The following is an 18346-nucleotide window of genomic DNA, read 5'->3' on the forward strand; positions in this document are numbered from 1 at the left end:
ATCAGCGGAATACCAGCCAGCGGTTGAGGATGAAGGTAAAAATGGTGGCGAGGCCAACTGCGGGAAGCAGCGGCACCCAGCCGGGATAGCCGAGCACGGCCGTGCCGAGCCAGGTGACGACCGCATTCAGCGCAACGCCCGAGCCCTGCACCGCCACGAACTGCACCTTCTGCCGCGGGCCGGGATCGCGGGTGCCATGCCCTTTGAAACTCCAGCGGCTGTGCAGGAAATAGCCCGCCGTGACCGCGACGGCAAAGGCGAACGGAACGGCGTACACGGCATCCTTCCGCGCGAAGACCCAGAAGGTCAGCGGCAGATAGACGGCCGAATAGATCAGCGTGGAAATGCCCCCCGCAACGCCGAAGCGCACGAGCTGACCGAGCACCCCGCTCCGCCGCAAATCGTCAATTCGCTGGATAAGTGCCGTCACAACGCGTCTGCTGGTCCCGAAAAATCTCCGTTCGCACTGAGCTTGTCGAAGTGCCGCTCTTGCTTCTGCTAAGGCGAAGGAAGAAGGACTGCCCTTCGACAAGCTCAGGGCGAACGGGTGGGGCCTTAGAGCGCCATTTTGAACGGGGAAAGCGGTTTTGAGTTCGATGCGATTCGCGGGGTTCGACCTCGAACGGGAACTGCGGACGCGCTGGGTGCGCTGGACGCTGCTCATCTGGGCGGCGATCGCCCTCTGGTATCTCTGGTACCGCTGGGCCCCGATCAACGCGCTGTCGCTCAGCGACACCGACGACAATATGCGGATGATGCAGGTGCGTGGCCTGCTCGCCGGGCAGGATTGGTACGACCTGCGCCAATATCGGTTGAGCCCGCCGCAAGGCCTCGACATCCACTGGTCGCGGCTGGTCGACCTGCCGATCGCAGGCCTGATCCTGTTGTTCCAGCCGTTCGTCGGCACCGCGATGGCCGAGCGGCTGGCGGCGGGGATCGCGCCGCTGTTTCCGCTTGCCGTCACCATGTTGGCGATGGGCGCAGCGGTTCGCCGCCTGATTGCGCCCGCCGCCTGGCCACTCGCGATCCTGATCTTGCTGGGCTGCACCGCGACGATGGCGCAATATGTGCCGCTGCGGATCGACCATCATGGCTGGCAGCTTGCCTTCCTCGCGCTCGCCGTGATGGGCATCGCCGATCCGCAGCGCACGCGCGGCGGCCTCACCGTTGGCCTGGCCAGCGCCGGATCGCTGACCATTGGGCTGGAGCTGCTGCCCTTTTGCGCGATGGCCGGGGCGATCGTCACGCTACGTTGGATCTGGGACCGCGACGAAATGCCGCGGATGCGGGCCTATGGTCTGACCCTCGCGGGCGGGAGCAGCGCCGGGTTCGTGCTGTTCGCGTCCAACGCCAATTACGCGATGCGCTGCGATGCACTCACCCCGGTGTGGCTGTCGGTGATGGTCGCGGCTGGTGCGCTGGTGGTGGTGCTGAGCTTGCTCAACCCCGCCAGCCGTCTGGTTCGGCTGGGAATCGCCGCGGCGGCAGGCGGGATCGTCGTCGGCGGTTTCGCCGGACTCTTCCCGCAATGCCTGCAGCGGCCCGAGGGCGTGTCGGACGAACTCGCCAAGACCTGGCTCAACAATGTCCGCGAGGCGCGGCCGATCTACAAGCACAGCTTTGGCATGGCCTTCCCCATGGCGGTGCTGCCGGTGATCGGGATCGTCGGCGCTGGCTTTGCGGCATGGCGCGCCAAGACCGCCGATCAGCTGGTCGCATGGGTCGCGATCGGACTGTTCACCGCCTTCGCCGGCGCGATGCTGTTGTGGCAGGTCCGCGCGGGTCCGGCGGCGCAGCTGCTGGCGGTGCCGGGCGCGGCATGGCTCGCCTGGACGATCGTGCCGTGGTTCCTGCGGCAGCGCTGGATGGCGGTGCGGGTGCTGGGGTCGGTGGCGGCGTTCCTGCTGGTGTCAGGCCTGTTCGCCGGGTTCGTGGTCAAATATCTGCCGGTCAGCGACCCGCCGTCGAAATATCGCAGCACCGTGAACCGCGCCAACAATCGCTGCGCCAGTTCGGCGGCAATGCGCATGCTCGACCGCACCCTGCCCCCCTCGACGCTCTTCACCCATGTCGATCTGGGCCCGCGCCTGATCGTGATGACGCGGCACAAGGGGATTGCCGGGCCGTATCACCGTAATGAGCGCGCGATCCTGGACGTGCATCACGCCTTTACCGGCAAGCCCGAGGCGTTCCGTGGAATCGCACGGCGCTATGGCGCGCAGTATCTGCTGGTCTGCCCCAACATGGCCGAGACCACGGTCTATCGCGCGCGGGAAAAGGACGGCTTCTACGGGCAGCTCGCAAAAGGCACGGTCCCCGACTGGCTGGAGCCGGTCCCGCTGCCGAAGGGGGCGCCCTATCGGCTGTGGCGCATCCGGTACGACCCGCGCTAGATCCCGAAACTCTGCTTCACGCCGTCGATCACGAACTGGATCGCCAGCGCGGCAAGCAGCACGCCGAGCAGCCGGGTGATCACGGATTCGATCTTCGCCCCCAGCACCCGCATCAGCGGACCGGCGGCGAGCAACGCGACGAGCGTCAGGACCAGTACCAGCGCCAGCGCACCGAACACCGCCGCCGTCTCGCCCGGCCCCTCGGCGCGTGAGACGAGTAGCATGATCGTCGCGATCGATCCCGGCCCGGCAATCATCGGCATCGCCATCGGAAAGACCGAAACGTCCTCGACCGTCGGGGTCTGCATGACCTTTTCGGCGCGATCCTCGCGGCGTTCCTGGCGCTTTTCGAACACCATTTCGAGCGCGATGATGAACAGCATGATCCCGCCCGCGATGCGAAACGCGCTGAGGCTGATGCCGAGCGTTCGCAGCAGCGCTTCGCCGACCAGCGCGAACACCAGCAGGATCGCGGTCGCGATCATCACCGCGCGCATCGCCATCGCGCGCTGCTGCCCCGGGCGCGCGCCCTTGGTCAGCCCGGCATAGATCGGCGCGCAGCCAGGCGGGTCGATGACGACGAACAGCATCGCGAAGGCGGACAGGAACAGCTCGATCATTGCGTTTGCCTCTCTGCCAGTGTGCGCTCCCAGGCGAGGGCATCACGGACGATGCGCTCCAGATCGTCATATTGCGGTCGCCACGGTAGCGCGGCGAGGATCGCGCGATTGTCCGACACCAGTTCGTCGGGATCGCCTGCGCGGCGGCCTTCCAGCCGGCGCTCGATCGTCACATTGGTGACGCGATCGACCGCGTCGAGCACTTCGAGCACCGAATAGCCGCGGCCATAACCGGCGTTGAGCGTGTGGCTCGCGCCCGGATCGGCGATCAGCAACTCGAGCGCATGGACATGCGCCGCCGCCAGATCGCTGACATGGATATAGTCGCGCACCCCGGTGCCGTCGGGCGTCGCAAAGTCGGTCCCGAACACCGAGACCCCGTCACGCTTGCCGGTCGCCGCCTCGACCGCGACCTTGATGAGGTGGGTCGCGCCCGCCGTGCTCTGGCCGCTGCGGCCCTGCGGATCGGCGCCGGCGACGTTGAAATAGCGCAGCGCGCAATAGTTGATCGGGTGGGCGGCGGCGACGTCCTTCAGCATGATCTCGGTCATCAGCTTGGACATGCCATAGGGGTTGATCGGCTGCTTGGGCGCGTCCTCGCGCACCGGAACAACCTCAGGAATTCCGTAGGTTGCGGCGGTGGAGGAGAAGATGAAGTGCTTCACGCCTTCCGCAACCGCGCTTTCGATCAGGCTGCGGCTGGCGGCGGTGTTGTTGCGGTAATATTTGAGGGGGTCGCTGACCGATTCCGGCACTACCACCGACCCGGCGAAGTGCATGATCGCGGTCACCTGATGCTCGCGGAGCGCGGCGCGGACCTTGTCCTCATCGGCGATATTGGCGACGATTAGCGCTGCACGCGGATCGACCGCCCAGTCGAAACCCGTGACCAGGTTGTCCAGAACGACGACGCGCCAGCCCGCATCGAGCAGTGCGAGCACTGCGTGACTGCCGATATAGCCCGCCCCGCCCGTCACCATCACCGTGCCGTCGCGCATTCCCGTCGATCCCCCTAGTTAGCCGTGTCGCTCAACCCTATCTTGCCGTCCGTAGCAAGGAGTTGAAGCGCATGACTACCGAAACCGCAATCCTCGCGGGTGGGTGCTTCTGGTGTGTGGAAGCGGTGTTCAAGGACCTGATCGGGGTCGAGACGGTCGAAAGCGGCTATATCGGCGGGCATGTCGATAACCCGACCTACAAGGCGGTGTGCGGCGGCGATACCGGCCATGCCGAGGCGCTGAAGGTGACGTTCGATCCGGCCCAGATCCGCTATGACGACCTGCTCGACATCTTCTTTGCGACGCATGATCCGACGACGCTGAACCGTCAGGGCGGCGATGTCGGAACGCAATATCGCTCGGCGATCTTCCCGCAGTCGCCCGAGCAGGAGGCGGCGGCGCGCGCCGGGATCGCGCGCAACGCCAGCGAATGGCCCGCCCCGATCGTCACCACCATCGAACATGCCGACACCTGGTGGCCGGCCGAAGATTATCACCAGAATTACTGGGAAGGCGAAGGCCAGCGAAACCCCTACTGCCTGGGCGTGATCCCGCCCAAGCTCAACAAGCTGCGCAAGAGCTTTGCCGAGCGGTTGAAGGCGAAGGCGGGGGCGTGAGCTGAGCAAATCCTCCCCGGAACGGGGAGGTGGCAGCGCGTCGCGCTGACGGAGGGGGGCCAAGGCACCGGATTCGATTGCCTCGGGCCCCCTCCACCATGCTGCGCATGGTCCCCCTCCCCGTGCCGGGGAGGATTGAGAGCCTAGCGCGTTGCCGCCCGCTTCAGCCGGTCGTTGATGGCGAGGCCGATGCCGTCCGCCGGCACCGGTGCCACGGCAATCGCCGGCCGGTCGCTCGCATCCGCGCGGTGGAGGGCGTCGAACAGGCGCGCGGCGGCTTGTGTGAGGTCGCCGGTCGCGGACAATGTGTCGTCCCCGGTGACAGCGCCGAAGCCGATCAGCCACTCACCGTCCTGCGCCTCGGTCGCGTTCAGCCGCAATGGCTTGCACGGGGCGTAATGGCTGGCGAGCTGGCCCGGCGCTTCGATCGTGTCCCCTTCCCCACCCAGCCAGCGCCCGATCTCCCGCTCGATCTCCGCCGCCGATACGGGACCAGGGCGCAGCAGGCGCGGTTGCGGACCGACCGCGACGATGGTCGATTCGATCCCGCCGCTGGTTGCCCCATCGTCGATGATCAGCGGGATGCGGCCTGCGAGCGACGCCGCGACATGGGCGGCGCGGGTCGGGCTGATGCTTCCGCTGGCATTGGCGGACGGCGCAGCGAGCGGCTTTCCGGTCGCCGCCAACAAAGCCTGCATCGCGCGATGCTGTGGCACCCGGATCGCGACGGTGGACAGCCCGGCGGTCACCAGACCCGCAATCGGCGCATCGGGGCGCAACGGCAGCACCAGAGTCAGCGGACCCGGCCAGAAGGCATCGGCAAGCGCGCGCGCGTCGCGGTCGAACATCGCGATCGCTTCGGCCGCGCGGCGGTCGGCGACATGGACGATCAGCGGGTTGAAACTCGGCCGCCCCTTGGCCGCATAGATGCCCGCCACTGCTTCGGCATTGGTGGCGTCGGCGGCGAGGCCATAGACCGTCTCGGTCGGAGTCGCGACGCATCCGCCCGCTGCAATGATCGCGGCGGCATCGGCAATGGCCGCCTCGCCGTAGGGTAAGATGCGGGGATTTGGCGCGGTCATTTGCCATCGCTATAGCGCGGGCAAAAGCGCCGCAAGAGAGAGGACGACATGAGCTTCACCCCCGCCATCGCCGAACAGCGTTTCGTGCTGGAGCATGTCGCGCAGATTGCCGATCTGGGCGTCGAATCCGACATTCTCGATGCGGTGCTGGAGGGCGCGGGTGCGTTCGCCGCGGGCGAATGGGCACCGCTCGACCGCGCAGGCGATACCGTCGGCGCGCAATGGAGCCCCGAAGGCGTGACCATGCCCGAGGGCTATCGCGCGGCGTATCAGGCCTATGTCGAGGGCGGCTGGGGCACGATCGGATCGCCGGAAGCGTTTGGCGGACAGGGCCTGCCCTTCGCGCTGTCGACCGCGGTGCTGGAGACGCTGGGCAGCGCGAATATGGGCTTTACGCTCTGCCCGACGCTGACCGTCGGCGCGATCGAGTCGCTGATGCATCACGGCACGACCGAGCAGCAGGCAGCGTATCTGCCCAAGCTGGCGACCGGCGAATGGACCGGCACGATGAACCTGACCGAGCCGCAGGCCGGATCGGACGTCGGCGCGCTCAAGACCAAGGCCGAGCCGCGTGCGGACGGCAAATGGTCGATCAGCGGGACGAAGATCTATATCAGCTTTGGCGACCATGATCTGGCCGACAATATTGTCCATCTGGTGCTGGCGCGCACGCCGGGGGCACCGGCGGGGACCAAGGGTATTTCGCTGTTCCTGGTGCCGAAATATCGGCTCAACGCCGATGGCACGCCGGGCGACTTCAACGATGTCCGCGTGGTGTCGATCGAGCACAAGATGGGCCTGCACGCCTCCCCCACCTGTGTTCTGTCGTTCGGCGACAATGGCGACTGCATCGGCGAGCTGATCGGCCCGGAAATGGGCGGCATGCGCGCGATGTTCACGATGATGAACAATGCGCGGCTCAATGTCGGGCTTCAGGGCGTGCAGGTCGCCGAGCGCGCGACCCAGCGCGCCGTCGCCTATGCCCGCGACCGCGTGCAGGGCGTGCGTGAAGGCAAGCCCGCCACCATCGTCGAATTCCCCGATGTCCGCCGCATGTTGATGCGAATGAAGGCGCAGACGATGGCCGCGCGCGCCTTGGTCTATCTGGCGGCGGCGCAGGTCGACCGCGCGAATGCCGGCGACGCAGCGGCGCGCGCGCTGCTCGACCTGCTCACCCCGCTCGCCAAGGCACATGGCACCGATATCGGGTGCGAAGTCACCAGCATCGGCATTCAGGTGCATGGCGGCATGGGCTATATCGAAGAGACCGGTGCCGCCCAGCATTTCCGCGACGCGCGCATCACCCCGATCTATGAAGGAACCAACGGCATCCAGGCAGCCGATCTGGTCGGGCGCAAGCTCAACATGGATGGCGGCGCGACGCTGACGACGCTGCTCGCGCGGATGAAGGCCGACGCGCAGGATGCCGGGCTGATCGCGCTGATCGACGCCTGCGCTGAAGTGACGCAGCATATGCTTGCGAGCGAGATGGATGACCGGCTGGCGGGCAGCTACCCGTTCCTCACCATGGTCGCCACCGCCGTGTGCGGCTGGCTGATGGAAGCGCAGGGCCGGATCGCGGCGGGGGCAGAAGGCGACCCGGCGTTCCTGGCCATGAAGGCAGCGGCGGCGCGCTTCTATGTCACGCAGATCGTGCCCGAGGCGATGGGGTTGAAGGCGGCGGCCATGGCGAGCGCGGAGGTCCTGTATGTGGTTCAAGCGGACACCTTCGCCGCCTAGCCCGGCGTTCGCGATCGGTGCCGCGCCGCTGGAGCGGTTGCGGCGCTGGTTCGAGCAGGAGGATATATCGGTCGCACCCGCAACGGCTGCGCAGTTGGCCGAACTGGAGCGCCGCTGCGCCGTCACCCTGCCGGACTCGTTCCGCATGTATCTCAGTACGCTCGCCCCCGCCGAGGAGAACTGGGACGCGGAGATGGGCAATTGGTGGCCGATCGAACGGATCCGGACCGTGCCTCAGGAGATTGACTGGGGCGAGCCTGTACACGCCCAATATCTGGTATTCGCCGATTATAGCATCTGGTGCTGGGCCTGGGCGATCGCATGCACCGAGGATGCGAATCGCGGCCGCATCATCGTCGTGGGCGCGGGGGAGAAGTTTGTCGCCGACAGCTTTGATGAATTCGTCGACAAATATCTGACCGATAATATCTCGGTCTGCTGAACCACCAGACGTCAGGTCGATACTGAGACCTTTGCCGCCTGACCGCGCAGATGCGCGATCGTCCGCGCTTCAAATGCCGCGGGGTCGCTGCGTGCGCTGGCAAGGGCGGCGGCATCGAGTTCAAGCGCGACGCATCCCTCGGTTAGCAGCGCGCCCGCGTGACATGCGCTGCTGAGCGTCGCGAGGTCGTGGAGTGCAGTGACCAAGGTCAAGCCATCGGCCACCCGCGCCGCAAGGGCGTGGCGCAGGTCATAGGCTGCGACCGGATCGAGCCAGTTGAACGGCTCGTCGAGGATCACAATGCCTTGCCCGGCGGCGAAGGCACAGGCGATGGCGATGCGCTGCCGCTGACCGGCAGAACAGGCGCCGATGCGGCGGTCGAGCAGCGGGGCGAGCGCCAGCGCAGCAGCGATGTCGCCGATGGCGGATAGCGCGCGGTCCGAATCGTCTGCGACGATCCCCAGCACCGCGCGGCCCGTCAGGGCACCCGGAAGCATCGCGGCATCGGGGGCGTAGCCGATGGCCGCTGCCCGGCGCGCCCGGTCGGCGGTGCAGTCCGCGCCGTCGATCCGCACGACGCCGCCCTGCACCGGCAACCGCCCCGCGACCGCGCGCAAATAGCTGGTCTTGCCCGATCCATTGGCGCCGATCAGCCCGAACCAACTGCCCGATACGATCGAGAGCGAGATATCGCGCACGGCCTGCACACTATCCCGCATCACCGAAAGCTTCGTGGTGCCCAGCGCCTCGGTCATGCCATGCTCCACGTGGCGCGGGCGGCGCGGCGCAGCAGGGCGATCCCGGCTATCGCAAGATAGGGGATCAGCAGCGGCGGGAAGCTGGCGCCGAGCACCGCGCCACCGGCCGCGCCGAACAGCAGGATCATGTCGGCATACCGCCTGGAATAGGCCCGAAAGCTCCACACGCGCAGCAGCGTGAACAGGGCGACCACGATGATCGCCGCAGCGCATGGCCAGAAGGCGGACGGCGCAACCAGCAGCATCAGCGGGAGCAGGATCACGGCGTAAAGCCCCGCCACGCGCAGATGCAGTCCGGCGCTGTGCCACGCCCCGTGCCCCATCCGCGCCAGAAACATCACGATATCGGCATCGACGCGGCTCAGCGCGAGCATCGTCAGTGCTGTCGTTGCTGCGGGAATGGCATGACGCAGCGCGGGGTTCCAGCTGATCGGCAGCGCCATGGTGAGCGCGACACTCGCCAGTGCGGCAACCAGCGGCACGATGATCCGCCAGCGCGGGTGGTTGGCACGTAGCTGAACGTCGCTGATCGCATCCGCCACCGTGAGGGGGCGGGCATCGCTGTGCGACGACCGTGCGGCCCCGAACGGTCGCAAGATGCGCAACGGAGCCAGCGCTGCGGCGAGCGCCCCCGCCGTCATTCCGGCAACCATGACGAGGATGCTCGCCCCACCGGCGAACGCAGCGATCGCGACCAGCAGCAGTGCAATACTGGTGAGGACCGCGGCGCGATAATGTCGCCGCCCGACCGGATCGAGCGCGGCCGACGCGATGACCGATTCGCGGACCAGATGGTCGAGCCGCCGCTGGGCCGCGCGCACGCTGGCCCATCCGGCAAGCGCGCCGACCGCCACTGCCACGCGGCTGTCGCGCAGTGTGATGGCAGCATCCGAGCCGATCAACAGCGCCAGTGCCAGCGCGACCATCACCGCCAGCATCAGCCAGTCCTGCCAACCGGGCAATGCCAACGCGGCCTCGCCCCGCAATACCGCCCATTCATAGCGCAGCAGCGGGTGCATCAGCTGGCGCGCGGCAGGTTCAGGCGATCTCGCGGTCCAGCAGTTCGTGGGCGCTAAGGCCCAGCAGCGCGATATGGTCGCGCACCTTGGGCCAGTAGCCGGTCAGGAAACGCTCACGCTCGGCCAGTTTCAGCCGTTCGACCGCGCCGGGCAGGACGAACATGCCGACGCCGCGGCGCACCTCGACATAGCCGTCGTCCTGAAAGCTCTGATACGCTTTCGCCACCGTCAGCGGGTTGGCGCCATGTTCGGCGGCAAGCGCGCGCACCGATGGCAATTGGTCCCCCGCCCGATACTCGCCACGCAGGATCGCGGTCGCGATGCTGGCGCGCAGCTTCAGATAAACCGGGCTGTCTTCGTGCTCGAGTGCTGTCATGCTGCCTTAATACAGCACGGGGGATTAAAGTTCCACCCCCAATGCGGTTTCTACTGAAACCGTCTGACGCTCAAGCTACCCAATTCGACACGATCGCATCGAGTTCGGGACGAGGGCGTTCTTCCAGCGGCTTGGATTGGGTACCGATATAGACAAATCCCGCGATCCGCTCGGGCTCCGCGCCGAACAGGTCGCGCACCGCATCGCTGAACGTGGGCCAGCCGGTCAGCCAATTCGCCGCGAACCCATGCGCATGCGCGGCGTGGAGCAGGTTCATCGTCGCCGCGCCGACCGACAGTTCCTGTTCCCATAGCGGGATATGGCTACCGACCTTGGGCGAAAAGAGGACGACCACCAACGTCGGGGATTGCCGCGCGAACTGTTCCATTGTCTGGATTTCGAGCGCCGAGGCGGTCGGTCGCTCGGCACGATAGGCATTGACCAGCCGCGCGGCAAAGGCATCGCGCGCCTCGGTCGGCACCACCACGAAGCGCCACGGAGCGAGCTTGCCATGATCGGGCGTGCGCGCTGCGATAGCGAGGATGTCGCGCAGCTGCGCTGCATCCGGGCCGGGCGCGATCAGGTCGCGCGCCTTGCCCGAACGGCGGGTGCGCAGCAGCGACAGCGGGGTGCTGGTGTCGTTGAAGGTCATGGCCCGCCCGTTAGCCGCTCCAGCCGAGCGCGCCAAGCATTTTTGCGAACGGTTCGCAACTCTGTGGGGCACAAGTCTGGTTACCTGTGTGACAATCAGGCTTCACATGCGGGTGTTTGCCGCTAGTCTTTGCGCGATCCGGCCCCCAGAGGCCGCAAATGTCAGGGAGTTTCGTGCCGATGGCGCACACACCAGCAGCCGCACCGGGCGGTGAGCGAACCTTTTTGGGCCACCCGCTCGGCCTGTTCATCCTGTTCTTCGCCGAAATGTGGGAGCGCTTCTCCTACTACGGCATGCGCGCGCTGCTGATCTTCTACCTGACCCAGCACTGGCTGTTTTCGAAGTCGGAATCCGGCGTCATCTACGGCGCCTACACCGCATTGGTGTACATCACCCCGGTGCTCGGCGGCTATCTCGCCGATCGATACCTCGGACAGCGCAAGGCGGTGTTGTACGGCGCAGTGCTGCTTACGTTCGGCCACTTCCTGATGGGATTCGAGGGTGACGGCGGCAATGATCCGGCGTCGCTCAACATCTTTTGGCTCGCGCTCGCCTTCATCATCGTCGGCTCGGGCTTCCTGAAGGCAAACATCTCGGTGATCGTGGGCCAGCTCTATCCGCGCACTGACGTACGCCGCGACGGCGCCTACACGATCTTCTACATGGGGATTAACCTTGGCGCGGCGCTCGGCGCGCTGCTGTGCGGCTATCTCGGCGAAACCTATGGCTGGAGCTACGGCTTCGGCGCGGCGGGCGTGGGCATGCTGCTCGGGCTGATCGTCTTCGTGCTCGGGAAGCCGCTGCTCAACGGCAAGGGCGAGGCACCGGACCCAGCCAGATTGTCGCGTGCCGTTGCCGGGATCAAACTGGAGTGGCTGCTGTACATCCTCGGCCTCGTCGCGGTTGTGGCCTGCTGGTGGCTGGTCCAAAATCAGGCTGTCGTCGGCACTCTGCTCGGTATCGGCGGCACCATTCTGATCCTCTACGTGCTCGGCGTAGCGACCTTCGTGTTCGTACATGGCTCCTATGCCGCTGCGCCGAAACTCCCTCTGGCGCTTTTCACCCTGGGTGGTGCAATCGCGATCGTCGCGTTCCTCGGAATGTTCCTGGGAAGCCTTTCGGACGGCCAGGCGCAAAACACCGCACTGGCCGGCTTTGCGCTCTCTCTCATCGTTGTGATCTGGCAATCGATCGGTCGCACCAATCATGATCGCGACCGCATTTTTGCAGCGATGTTCCTGATCATCGGCTCGATCCTGTTCTGGGCGCTCTTCGAACAGGCGGGCTCGTCGCTAAATCTGCTTACCAAGGAGCACGTGGATCGCACCGTCCTGGGGTGGAACATCCCGGCATCGATGTTCCAGTCGCTCAATGCAATTTACATCGTGCTTCTGGCTCCCCTGTTTGCGTGGCTGTGGACTTCGCTCGGCCGCAAGGGCATCGAGCCCTCCACACCGGCAAAGTTCGGCCTCGCGGTGATCCAGCTCGGTGCAGGCTTTCTCGTCCTTGTAGCGGGCGGCGGCAGCGAAGGGACTATGATCCCGCTGGTCTTCATTTTCCTGATTTACCTGCTGCACACGACCGGGGAACTGTGCCTGTCGCCGGTCGGCCTTAGCGCGATGAACCGGCTGGCGCCTGCGCACATGGCAAGCCTGATCATGGGCACTTGGTTCTTCGCATCGGCCACCGGCAACTTCGCGGCCGGCTTGATCGCTGCGGCGACCGGATCGGAAAGCGCGAGCGGCGAAGCTGCGGGCAAATCCACGGTGCTCGACGTGTATAGCACAATCGGCTGGGTCGCGATCGGCGTCGGCATCGCGATCATTGTCATCTCGCCGCTGATCAAGAAGCTGATGCATCTCGACACGCTGAAGGATGACGATCTGGCCGGTCAGGCGGAACTCGCCGAGCCGCAGGCGCCGGGCATCCATCTCAAGGACGAGACGCGCTGATCGTCTGACCATCGGGAGGGGGAAATGGGGTTACTGATCGCGGCCTGTGCGGCGTTTCTGGGCACCCATTTCCTCCTCTCCCACCCCTTGCGAAAGCCGCTGGTCGACGCTGTCGGCGAGCGGCTTTTTCTTGGGATTTACTCGCTGGTCGCGTTCGCCACGCTGGGCTGGATGGCGCATGTTTATGGGCGGATGCCGGACGCAACCCCGCTCTGGGCGGTCGGTGACGGCCTGTGGGGCGTAGCGAGCGCGATCATGTTGCTCGCTTCGGTCCTTTTCGTCGGATCACTGATCGGCAATCCCGCCCTTCCGGACCCGACCGGCAAACCCAAGGCCGTGCCACGCCCGCGCGGGGTGTTCGCGATCACCCGCCATCCGATGATGTGGAGCTTCGGCCTATGGGCGCTGGCGCACATCCTGGTCTTTCCACAGCCGGCGCAAATCGTGCTGGCGAGCAGCATCGGCCTGCTCGCGCTGGGCGGCGCAGCGTTACAGGATGAAAAGAAACGGCGGCTCCAGCCCGATTTCTGGCCGCGCTGGCAGGGGGTGACGAGTTACTGGCCGTTCGTCGCGATCGCACAGGGCCGTGCGCAGGGCGCTGCGGCATGGCCCGGCACCATCGCCACCGTCGGGGGCACGCTCCTGTGGCTCGGCGCGACCTGGGCGCATCTGCCGCTGGCGGATATGCCGGCCGGTATCTGGCGCTGGGTCGGCGGCTGATCGGTTAGATTCCCCACGCAACCAATTCGTTTCGCGCGTGTTCCAACGCGATGCTTACAATTTGCGACACTCTTTTGGTGGACGTGCGGAGGCCCGCTAGCCATTTTCGGGGCATGATGGTTCGTCCCCTTCTGATGCTCGGCATCGCCGCGCTTCCGCTCGCCGGGTGCGCCGCCGGTCCCGATTACCGGCCGAGCACCGCTGCCCAACTCGGCGTTCCGCCCGCTTTCTCGGTCGCGGCGGACCAGCAGGCGCAGGCAGACCTGCAACGCTGGTGGACCGCGTTCAACGATCCGATGCTGACCGGACTGGTCGAGCAGGCGGCGGGCCAGAGTCTCGATGTCGCGCAGGCGGTGACGCGGCTGCGTCAGGCGCGTGAGGCGTTGGTCCAGTCGCGCGCATCGCTCCTCCCCTCGGTCAGCGCAGGCGGCAGCGCGTCGCGCAGCGAACCGATCCGCGGGACGAGCACACAGGTCACCCTGCCCGATGGCACTGTCACGACGGTATCGCAGGGCGGCAGCACCAGCTTCTCGCTCGGCGGCGACGTCAATTATCAGGTCGACCTGTTCGGCGGCGTGCGGCGCGGGGTCGAGGCGAGCCGCGCGCAGCTCGAGGCATCTGGCTACAGCTATGCCGCGACATTGGTGTCGATCCAGGGTGAGATCGCCCGCAATTACATCCTCGCCCGCGCCGCGCAGGCACAGCTCGCCAATGCGCGCGAGAGCCTGACCATTCAGGACGATAACCTCGAAATTGCGGGCTTCCGCGTGCAGGCGGGCCTCGTCTCCTCGCTCGATCAGGAACAGGCGCGCGCAACCCGGGCACAGACCGCCGCGTCGATCCCGTCGATCGAGGCAAGCTATAACAGCGCCGTCTCGCGCCTCGGCGTGCTGACCGGACAGGCTCCGGGCGCGCTCAAGGCACAGATGGAGGCGGTGCGCGCGATCCCGCAGGGGCCGGAGCGGATCACGGTCGGCATCCCCGCCGATACGCTGCGCCAGCGGCCCGATGTGCGGCTCGCAGAACGCAACCTCGCCGCCGCCGTCGCGCAGATCGGCGTGTCGGAAGCGCAGCTCTACCCGCAACTCTCGCTCGGCGGCAGCATCGATGCAGGAGCAGGCAGCGTCACCAGCCTGTTCGATGTCATCACCGGCCGCGTCTTCGCCAGCATCGCGCAGACGATCTTCGACGCCGGCCGCACCCGCGCGCAGGTTCGTTCGGCGCAGGCGGCGGCGGATGGTGCCTTCTACGCCTATAAGCAGACCGTGCTGGTCGGGATCGAAGAGGTCGAGAACGCCGTCGTTGCGCTCCAGACCGCGCAGGCCCGCGAACGCGAATTCGTGATAGCGCTGGATGCCGCGAACAACAGCGCGATCCTGTCGCGCAGTTCCTATCGCGCCGGTCTTGCCGATTTCCTGACGCTCAGCCAGGCCGAAGCCTCGCTAATTTCCGCGCGCAACGGGCTCAACCAGGCGCGCTCGGACAAGGCGAATGCGCTGATCCAGCTCTACCTGGCGCTCGGCGGCGGCTGGGATGCGGCGACCGCGCCGACCCCCGACACCGTGACCGCACCTCCCCCTGTTTCTGGAACCGGAACCGATTGATGGCCGACGCTGCAACTCCGAAGCTGGACGAATTTCTGGGTGCGAAGACCGTGCCCGCATGGCGGCGCTATCTGAAATGGATCGTCCTTGGCGTGATCGCGGTCGTCGCGGTGTTCGCCCTGTCGCGGCTGTTCGGCGGCGACGCTGAGGCTGGCTATGCGACGCGCGCCGTAGAGCGTGGCGCGCTGACCGTCACCGTGTCGGCTACGGGCAAGCTGACCCCCACCAATCAGGTGCAGGTCGGTTCCGAACTGTCGGGCCTGATCACGCGCGTGCTGGTCGACGTCAATGACCGCGTCACGGCGGGCCAGCCGCTCGCGCTGATCGACCCCGAACGGCTCGACGATTCGATCACCCAGGCGCGCGCATCGGTGGCCGCGGCACAGGCGACGGTCGCACAGAATCAGGCGACATTGGTCGAGGCGCAGAGCCAGCTCGCGCGGTTCGAGGAAGTCAGCCGCCTGTCGGGCGGGCGCGTTCCGGCCAAGACTGAACTCGACAATGCCCGCGCGGCGGTCGCGCGCGCGGTCGCGACGGTGCGCGCCAGCCAGGCACAGGTCACCTCGCAACAGGCGGCGCTGCGCTCGGCCGTGACGCAGCGGAACAAGGCGATCGTCCGCTCGCCCGTCAACGGCGTGGTGCTGGCGCGCCAGGTCGAGCCGGGCCAGACGGTCGCGGCATCGTTCAATACGCCCACCCTGTTCGTGATCGCCGAAGATCTGAGCGCGATGGAGCTGGAGGTCGCGATCGACGAAGCCGATGTCGGACAGGTCAAGCAGGGGCAGAAAGCCAGCTTCACCGTCGACGCCTTCCCCGGCCAGACCTTCCCGGCGGTGATCCAGCGCGTCGATGTCGGATCGAACCTGTCGGCGCAGACCAGCACGACCACGACCACCAGCACCACGGCGCAGGTCGTGTCCTATGGCGCGACGCTGTCGGTCGCCAATCCCGAACAGAAGCTGCGTCCCGGCATGACCGCGACGGCGGAGATCGTGACGCTGCAGAAGAACAACGTCCTGCTCGTCCCCAACGCCGCGCTGCGCTTTACCCCCAGCGCGGGCGGGCAGGAGGCCGCGAAGGGCGGCATCTCGGGCGCCCTTGTGCCCAGTCGTCGACGCCGCGGCGGAGACAATGAGAAGGCTGCGACGATCTCCCGCGGCGCCAAGCAGACGGTGTATGTGAAGGGCGAGGACGGCCAGCCGCGCGCGATCGAGGTCACCACCGGCGACACCAACGGCCAGGTCACCGAAGTGCTGTCGGGCGATCTGAAGCCGGGCATGGAGGTGATCACCGGCCAATTTGCTGGCGAAAGCTCGGGGAGCAGCAGCAAGCGTTCCGGCGGCGGCTCGGGCGGCGGGCAGCGCAAGGCGGGGGCATCGGGTGGCTGATCCGATCATCCGCCTGCGCGGCGTCACCAAAACCTATGGCGAGGGGCCGACCGCGTTTCAGGCGCTGAAGGGCGTCGATCTCGACATCGAACAGGGCGATTTCGTCGCGGTGATGGGACCGTCCGGATCGGGCAAGTCGACCACGATGAACATCCTGGGTTGCCTCGACGTGCCGACGCGCGGGCAATTCCTGTTCAAGGGCGTGCATGTCGAGGCGCTCGACCGCGACCAGCGCGCATTGCTGCGGCGCCGCTATCTCGGCTTCGTGTTTCAGGGCTTCAACCTGCTCAGCCGCACCAGCGCGCTGGAGAATGTCGAACTGCCCCTGCTCTATCGCGGCGAGGACAAGAAGACGCGGCACAGCCTGGGCATGGCGGCGCTGGAAAAGGTCGGGCTTGACCGGTGGTGGGACCACACGCCCGCCGAGCTCTCGGGCGGCCAGCAGCAGCGCGTCGCCATCGCCCGCGCGATCGTCACCAGCCCGGCGGTACTGCTCGCCGACGAGCCGACCGGCAACCTCGATTCGGAGCGGTCGGTGGAGATCATGAAACTGCTCACCCAGCTCAATCAGGAAAGCGGAATCACCGTGCTGATGGTGACGCACGAGCCGGACATGGCCGCCTTTGCTCGCACCATCGTCCATTTCAAGGATGGGCTGGTCGAGCGGATCGAGTCCGGTGCGCGGGCGGGAGTTGACGCCTGATGCTCGGCACCACCTTCACCCTCGCGATCCGATCGATCCTGCGGCACAAATTGCGCTCGTTCCTGACGACGCTCGGCATCATCATCGGCGTGGCGGCGGTGGTGGCGATGGTCACGCTCGGCAATGCGACGACAGCGGCCGTGCAGAAGCAGATCGCCAGCCTTGGCACCAACATCCTGCAAGTACGCCCTGGCCAGGGTTTCGGCCGCGGCGGCGGCGGTCCACGCCCGCCCGATTTCGAGGAGCAGGATGTCGAGGCGATCCGCGAACAGATCGCGGGAGTGACGGCGGTCGCGCCACAGGCGCAGGCCACCGGCACCGCGATCTATAACGGCGCCAACTGGTCGACCACGATCAATGGCACCGGCAATGCCTATTTCCAGGTCCAGCCATGGCCGCTGACCGGCGGGCGCACCTTCTCTCCGGCGGAGGAGGCAGCGGGCAAGGCGGTGTGCATCATCGGCAATACCGTGCGGCAGAACCTGTTCCGCGGCGGCGAGGCGATCGGGCGGCGCATCCGCGTCAACGACGTGTCGTGCGACGTCATCGGCACGCTGTCGACGCGCGGACAGGCGGGGTTTGGCGGCGATCAGGACGATGTGATCCTCATGCCGATCAAGACGGTGCAGCGCCGTTTTAGCGGCAATCGCGACATCCGGCTGATGCTGGTCGGGGTCGATTCCGCCTATGACACCGCCACGGTGCAAGCGTCGCTGAGCGACCTGCTGCGCGAGCGGCGCGGGATCGAGCCGGGCGAGCAGGACAATTTCAACATCTTCGACACCGCGCAAATCAGCGCGACGCTGACCGGGACGACCCAGCTGCTGACGAGCATCGTTGCGACGGTGGCGGCGATCAGCCTGATCGTCGGCGGGATCGGTATCATGAACATCATGCTGGTCAGCGTGACCGAACGCACGCGCGAGATCGGCATTCGCCTGGCGATCGGCGCGGTCGCGCGCGAGGTGCTGATGCAGTTTCTGGTCGAGGCGATCGTGCTGTCGATGCTGGGCGGCGTCATCGGGCTGTTGGTGGCGCAGGTCGTGATCGCGATCCTGACCCCGGTGATGCAGGTCCCGTGGACGTTCGATCTTCAGATCAACATCATCGCCTTTGCCATCGCGGCGGCGATCGGGGTGATCTTCGGCTTCTTCCCGGCCCGGCGGGCGGCGAGTCTGAACCCGATCGACGCGCTGCGGCATGAATAGCGTCGCGGCACCGGCCCGCTCCCCCACCCGGCCACCCATCGAAGATACCTTGTGGGTGGCCGGGTGGGGGAGCG

The 18346-nt window shown here is 66.6% G+C and carries 18 protein-coding genes; 10 read left to right on the top strand and 8 right to left on the bottom strand.

Features of this window, described 5'->3' with window-relative positions; genetic code table 11:
- Position 1: 1 nt before the first annotated feature.
- Positions 2-430, bottom strand: coding sequence for a GtrA family protein (locus tag KYX69_RS06480; RefSeq protein WP_300495178.1), 429 nt, complete (start codon positions 428-430; stop codon positions 2-4).
- Positions 431-596: 166 nt separating this feature from the next.
- Here KYX69_RS06480 and KYX69_RS06485 point away from each other — a divergent pair, with 166 nt between their 5' ends.
- Complete coding sequence (locus KYX69_RS06485; protein ID WP_300495229.1) at positions 597-2393, top strand: AcrB/AcrD/AcrF family protein; 1797 nt, start codon at positions 597-599, stop codon at positions 2391-2393.
- Here the strand turns inward: KYX69_RS06485 and KYX69_RS06490 are convergent.
- Together KYX69_RS06490 and galE are read right to left on the bottom strand one after the other, a co-directional pair.
- Complete coding sequence (locus tag KYX69_RS06490) at positions 2390-3013, bottom strand: MarC family protein (RefSeq protein ID WP_300495180.1); 624 nt, start codon at positions 3011-3013, stop codon at positions 2390-2392. The two genes, KYX69_RS06485 and KYX69_RS06490, sit on opposite strands and share 4 nt — an antisense overlap.
- Complete coding sequence (gene galE, locus KYX69_RS06495) at positions 3010-4011, bottom strand: UDP-glucose 4-epimerase GalE (protein ID WP_300495182.1); 1002 nt, start codon at positions 4009-4011, stop codon at positions 3010-3012. The genes KYX69_RS06490 and galE overlap by 4 nt, the downstream gene beginning before the upstream one ends.
- Positions 4012-4082: 71 nt before the next feature.
- Here galE and msrA point away from each other — a divergent pair, with 71 nt between their 5' ends.
- Positions 4083-4628: a peptide-methionine (S)-S-oxide reductase MsrA gene (msrA, locus tag KYX69_RS06500; RefSeq protein ID WP_300495183.1), complete on the top strand. Its 546-nt coding sequence runs from the start codon at positions 4083-4085 to the stop codon at positions 4626-4628.
- A 143-nt stretch (positions 4629-4771) separates the two neighbouring features.
- On the opposite strand, the gene KYX69_RS06505 is transcribed toward msrA, so the two are convergent.
- Positions 4772-5710 carry an L-threonylcarbamoyladenylate synthase gene (locus tag KYX69_RS06505; RefSeq protein WP_300495184.1) on the bottom strand — a complete coding sequence of 313 codons (939 nt, stop codon included), beginning with the start codon at positions 5708-5710 and terminating at the stop codon, positions 4772-4774.
- 48 nt (positions 5711-5758) lie between these two features.
- Between KYX69_RS06505 and KYX69_RS06510 the strand changes: the two genes are divergently transcribed.
- A complete protein-coding gene (locus tag KYX69_RS06510; RefSeq protein ID WP_300495186.1) occupies positions 5759-7450 on the top strand; it encodes an acyl-CoA dehydrogenase in 1692 nt (563 codons plus the stop codon).
- Entirely contained in the window at positions 7419-7892 is a 474-nt protein-coding gene (locus tag KYX69_RS06515; protein ID WP_300495187.1) for an SMI1/KNR4 family protein, read from the top strand. Before KYX69_RS06510 ends, KYX69_RS06515 begins: the two co-directional genes overlap by 32 nt.
- A gap of 11 nt (positions 7893-7903) precedes the next feature.
- On the opposite strand, the gene KYX69_RS06520 is transcribed toward KYX69_RS06515, so the two are convergent.
- The 4 genes from KYX69_RS06520 to KYX69_RS06535 form a co-directional block, all read right to left on the bottom strand.
- Positions 7904-8647, bottom strand: a complete 744-nt coding sequence (locus tag KYX69_RS06520) for an ATP-binding cassette domain-containing protein (RefSeq protein ID WP_300495188.1) — start codon at positions 8645-8647, stop codon at positions 7904-7906.
- Positions 8644-9669 carry a hypothetical protein gene (locus KYX69_RS06525; protein WP_300495189.1) on the bottom strand — a complete coding sequence of 342 codons (1026 nt, stop codon included), beginning with the start codon at positions 9667-9669 and terminating at the stop codon, positions 8644-8646. Before KYX69_RS06525 ends, KYX69_RS06520 begins: the two co-directional genes overlap by 4 nt.
- Positions 9670-9688: 19 nt before the next feature.
- Positions 9689-10045: a GntR family transcriptional regulator gene (locus KYX69_RS06530; protein WP_300495190.1), complete on the bottom strand. Its 357-nt coding sequence runs from the start codon at positions 10043-10045 to the stop codon at positions 9689-9691.
- A 70-nt stretch (positions 10046-10115) separates the two neighbouring features.
- Positions 10116-10697, bottom strand: coding sequence for a nitroreductase (locus tag KYX69_RS06535; protein ID WP_300495193.1), 582 nt, complete (start codon positions 10695-10697; stop codon positions 10116-10118).
- 179 nt (positions 10698-10876) lie between these two features.
- Here KYX69_RS06535 and KYX69_RS06540 point away from each other — a divergent pair, with 179 nt between their 5' ends.
- From KYX69_RS06540 to KYX69_RS06565, 6 genes are all read left to right on the top strand, one after another.
- On the top strand, positions 10877-12649 hold the full coding sequence (locus KYX69_RS06540; protein ID WP_300495196.1) for a peptide MFS transporter: 1773 nt from the start codon (positions 10877-10879) through the stop codon (positions 12647-12649).
- A 24-nt stretch (positions 12650-12673) separates the two neighbouring features.
- Complete coding sequence (locus KYX69_RS06545) at positions 12674-13369, top strand: NnrU family protein (protein ID WP_300495198.1); 696 nt, start codon at positions 12674-12676, stop codon at positions 13367-13369.
- A 113-nt stretch (positions 13370-13482) separates the two neighbouring features.
- Positions 13483-14973, top strand: coding sequence for an efflux transporter outer membrane subunit (locus KYX69_RS06550; RefSeq protein ID WP_300495201.1), 1491 nt, complete (start codon positions 13483-13485; stop codon positions 14971-14973).
- Positions 14973-16361 (top strand): efflux RND transporter periplasmic adaptor subunit, encoded by a 1389-nt coding sequence (locus tag KYX69_RS06555; RefSeq protein ID WP_300495203.1) that lies wholly within the window; start codon positions 14973-14975, stop codon positions 16359-16361. Before KYX69_RS06550 ends, KYX69_RS06555 begins: the two co-directional genes overlap by 1 nt.
- Positions 16354-17064, top strand: coding sequence for an ABC transporter ATP-binding protein (locus KYX69_RS06560; protein ID WP_300495206.1), 711 nt, complete (start codon positions 16354-16356; stop codon positions 17062-17064). The genes KYX69_RS06555 and KYX69_RS06560 overlap by 8 nt, the downstream gene beginning before the upstream one ends.
- Entirely contained in the window at positions 17064-18272 is a 1209-nt protein-coding gene (locus KYX69_RS06565; protein WP_300495208.1) for an ABC transporter permease, read from the top strand. The genes KYX69_RS06560 and KYX69_RS06565 overlap by 1 nt, the downstream gene beginning before the upstream one ends.
- The last annotated feature ends 74 nt before the right edge of the window (positions 18273-18346 follow it).

Source organism: Sphingomonas sp. (assembly GCF_030145815.1).
GTDB lineage: Bacteria > Pseudomonadota > Alphaproteobacteria > Sphingomonadales > Sphingomonadaceae > Sphingomonas.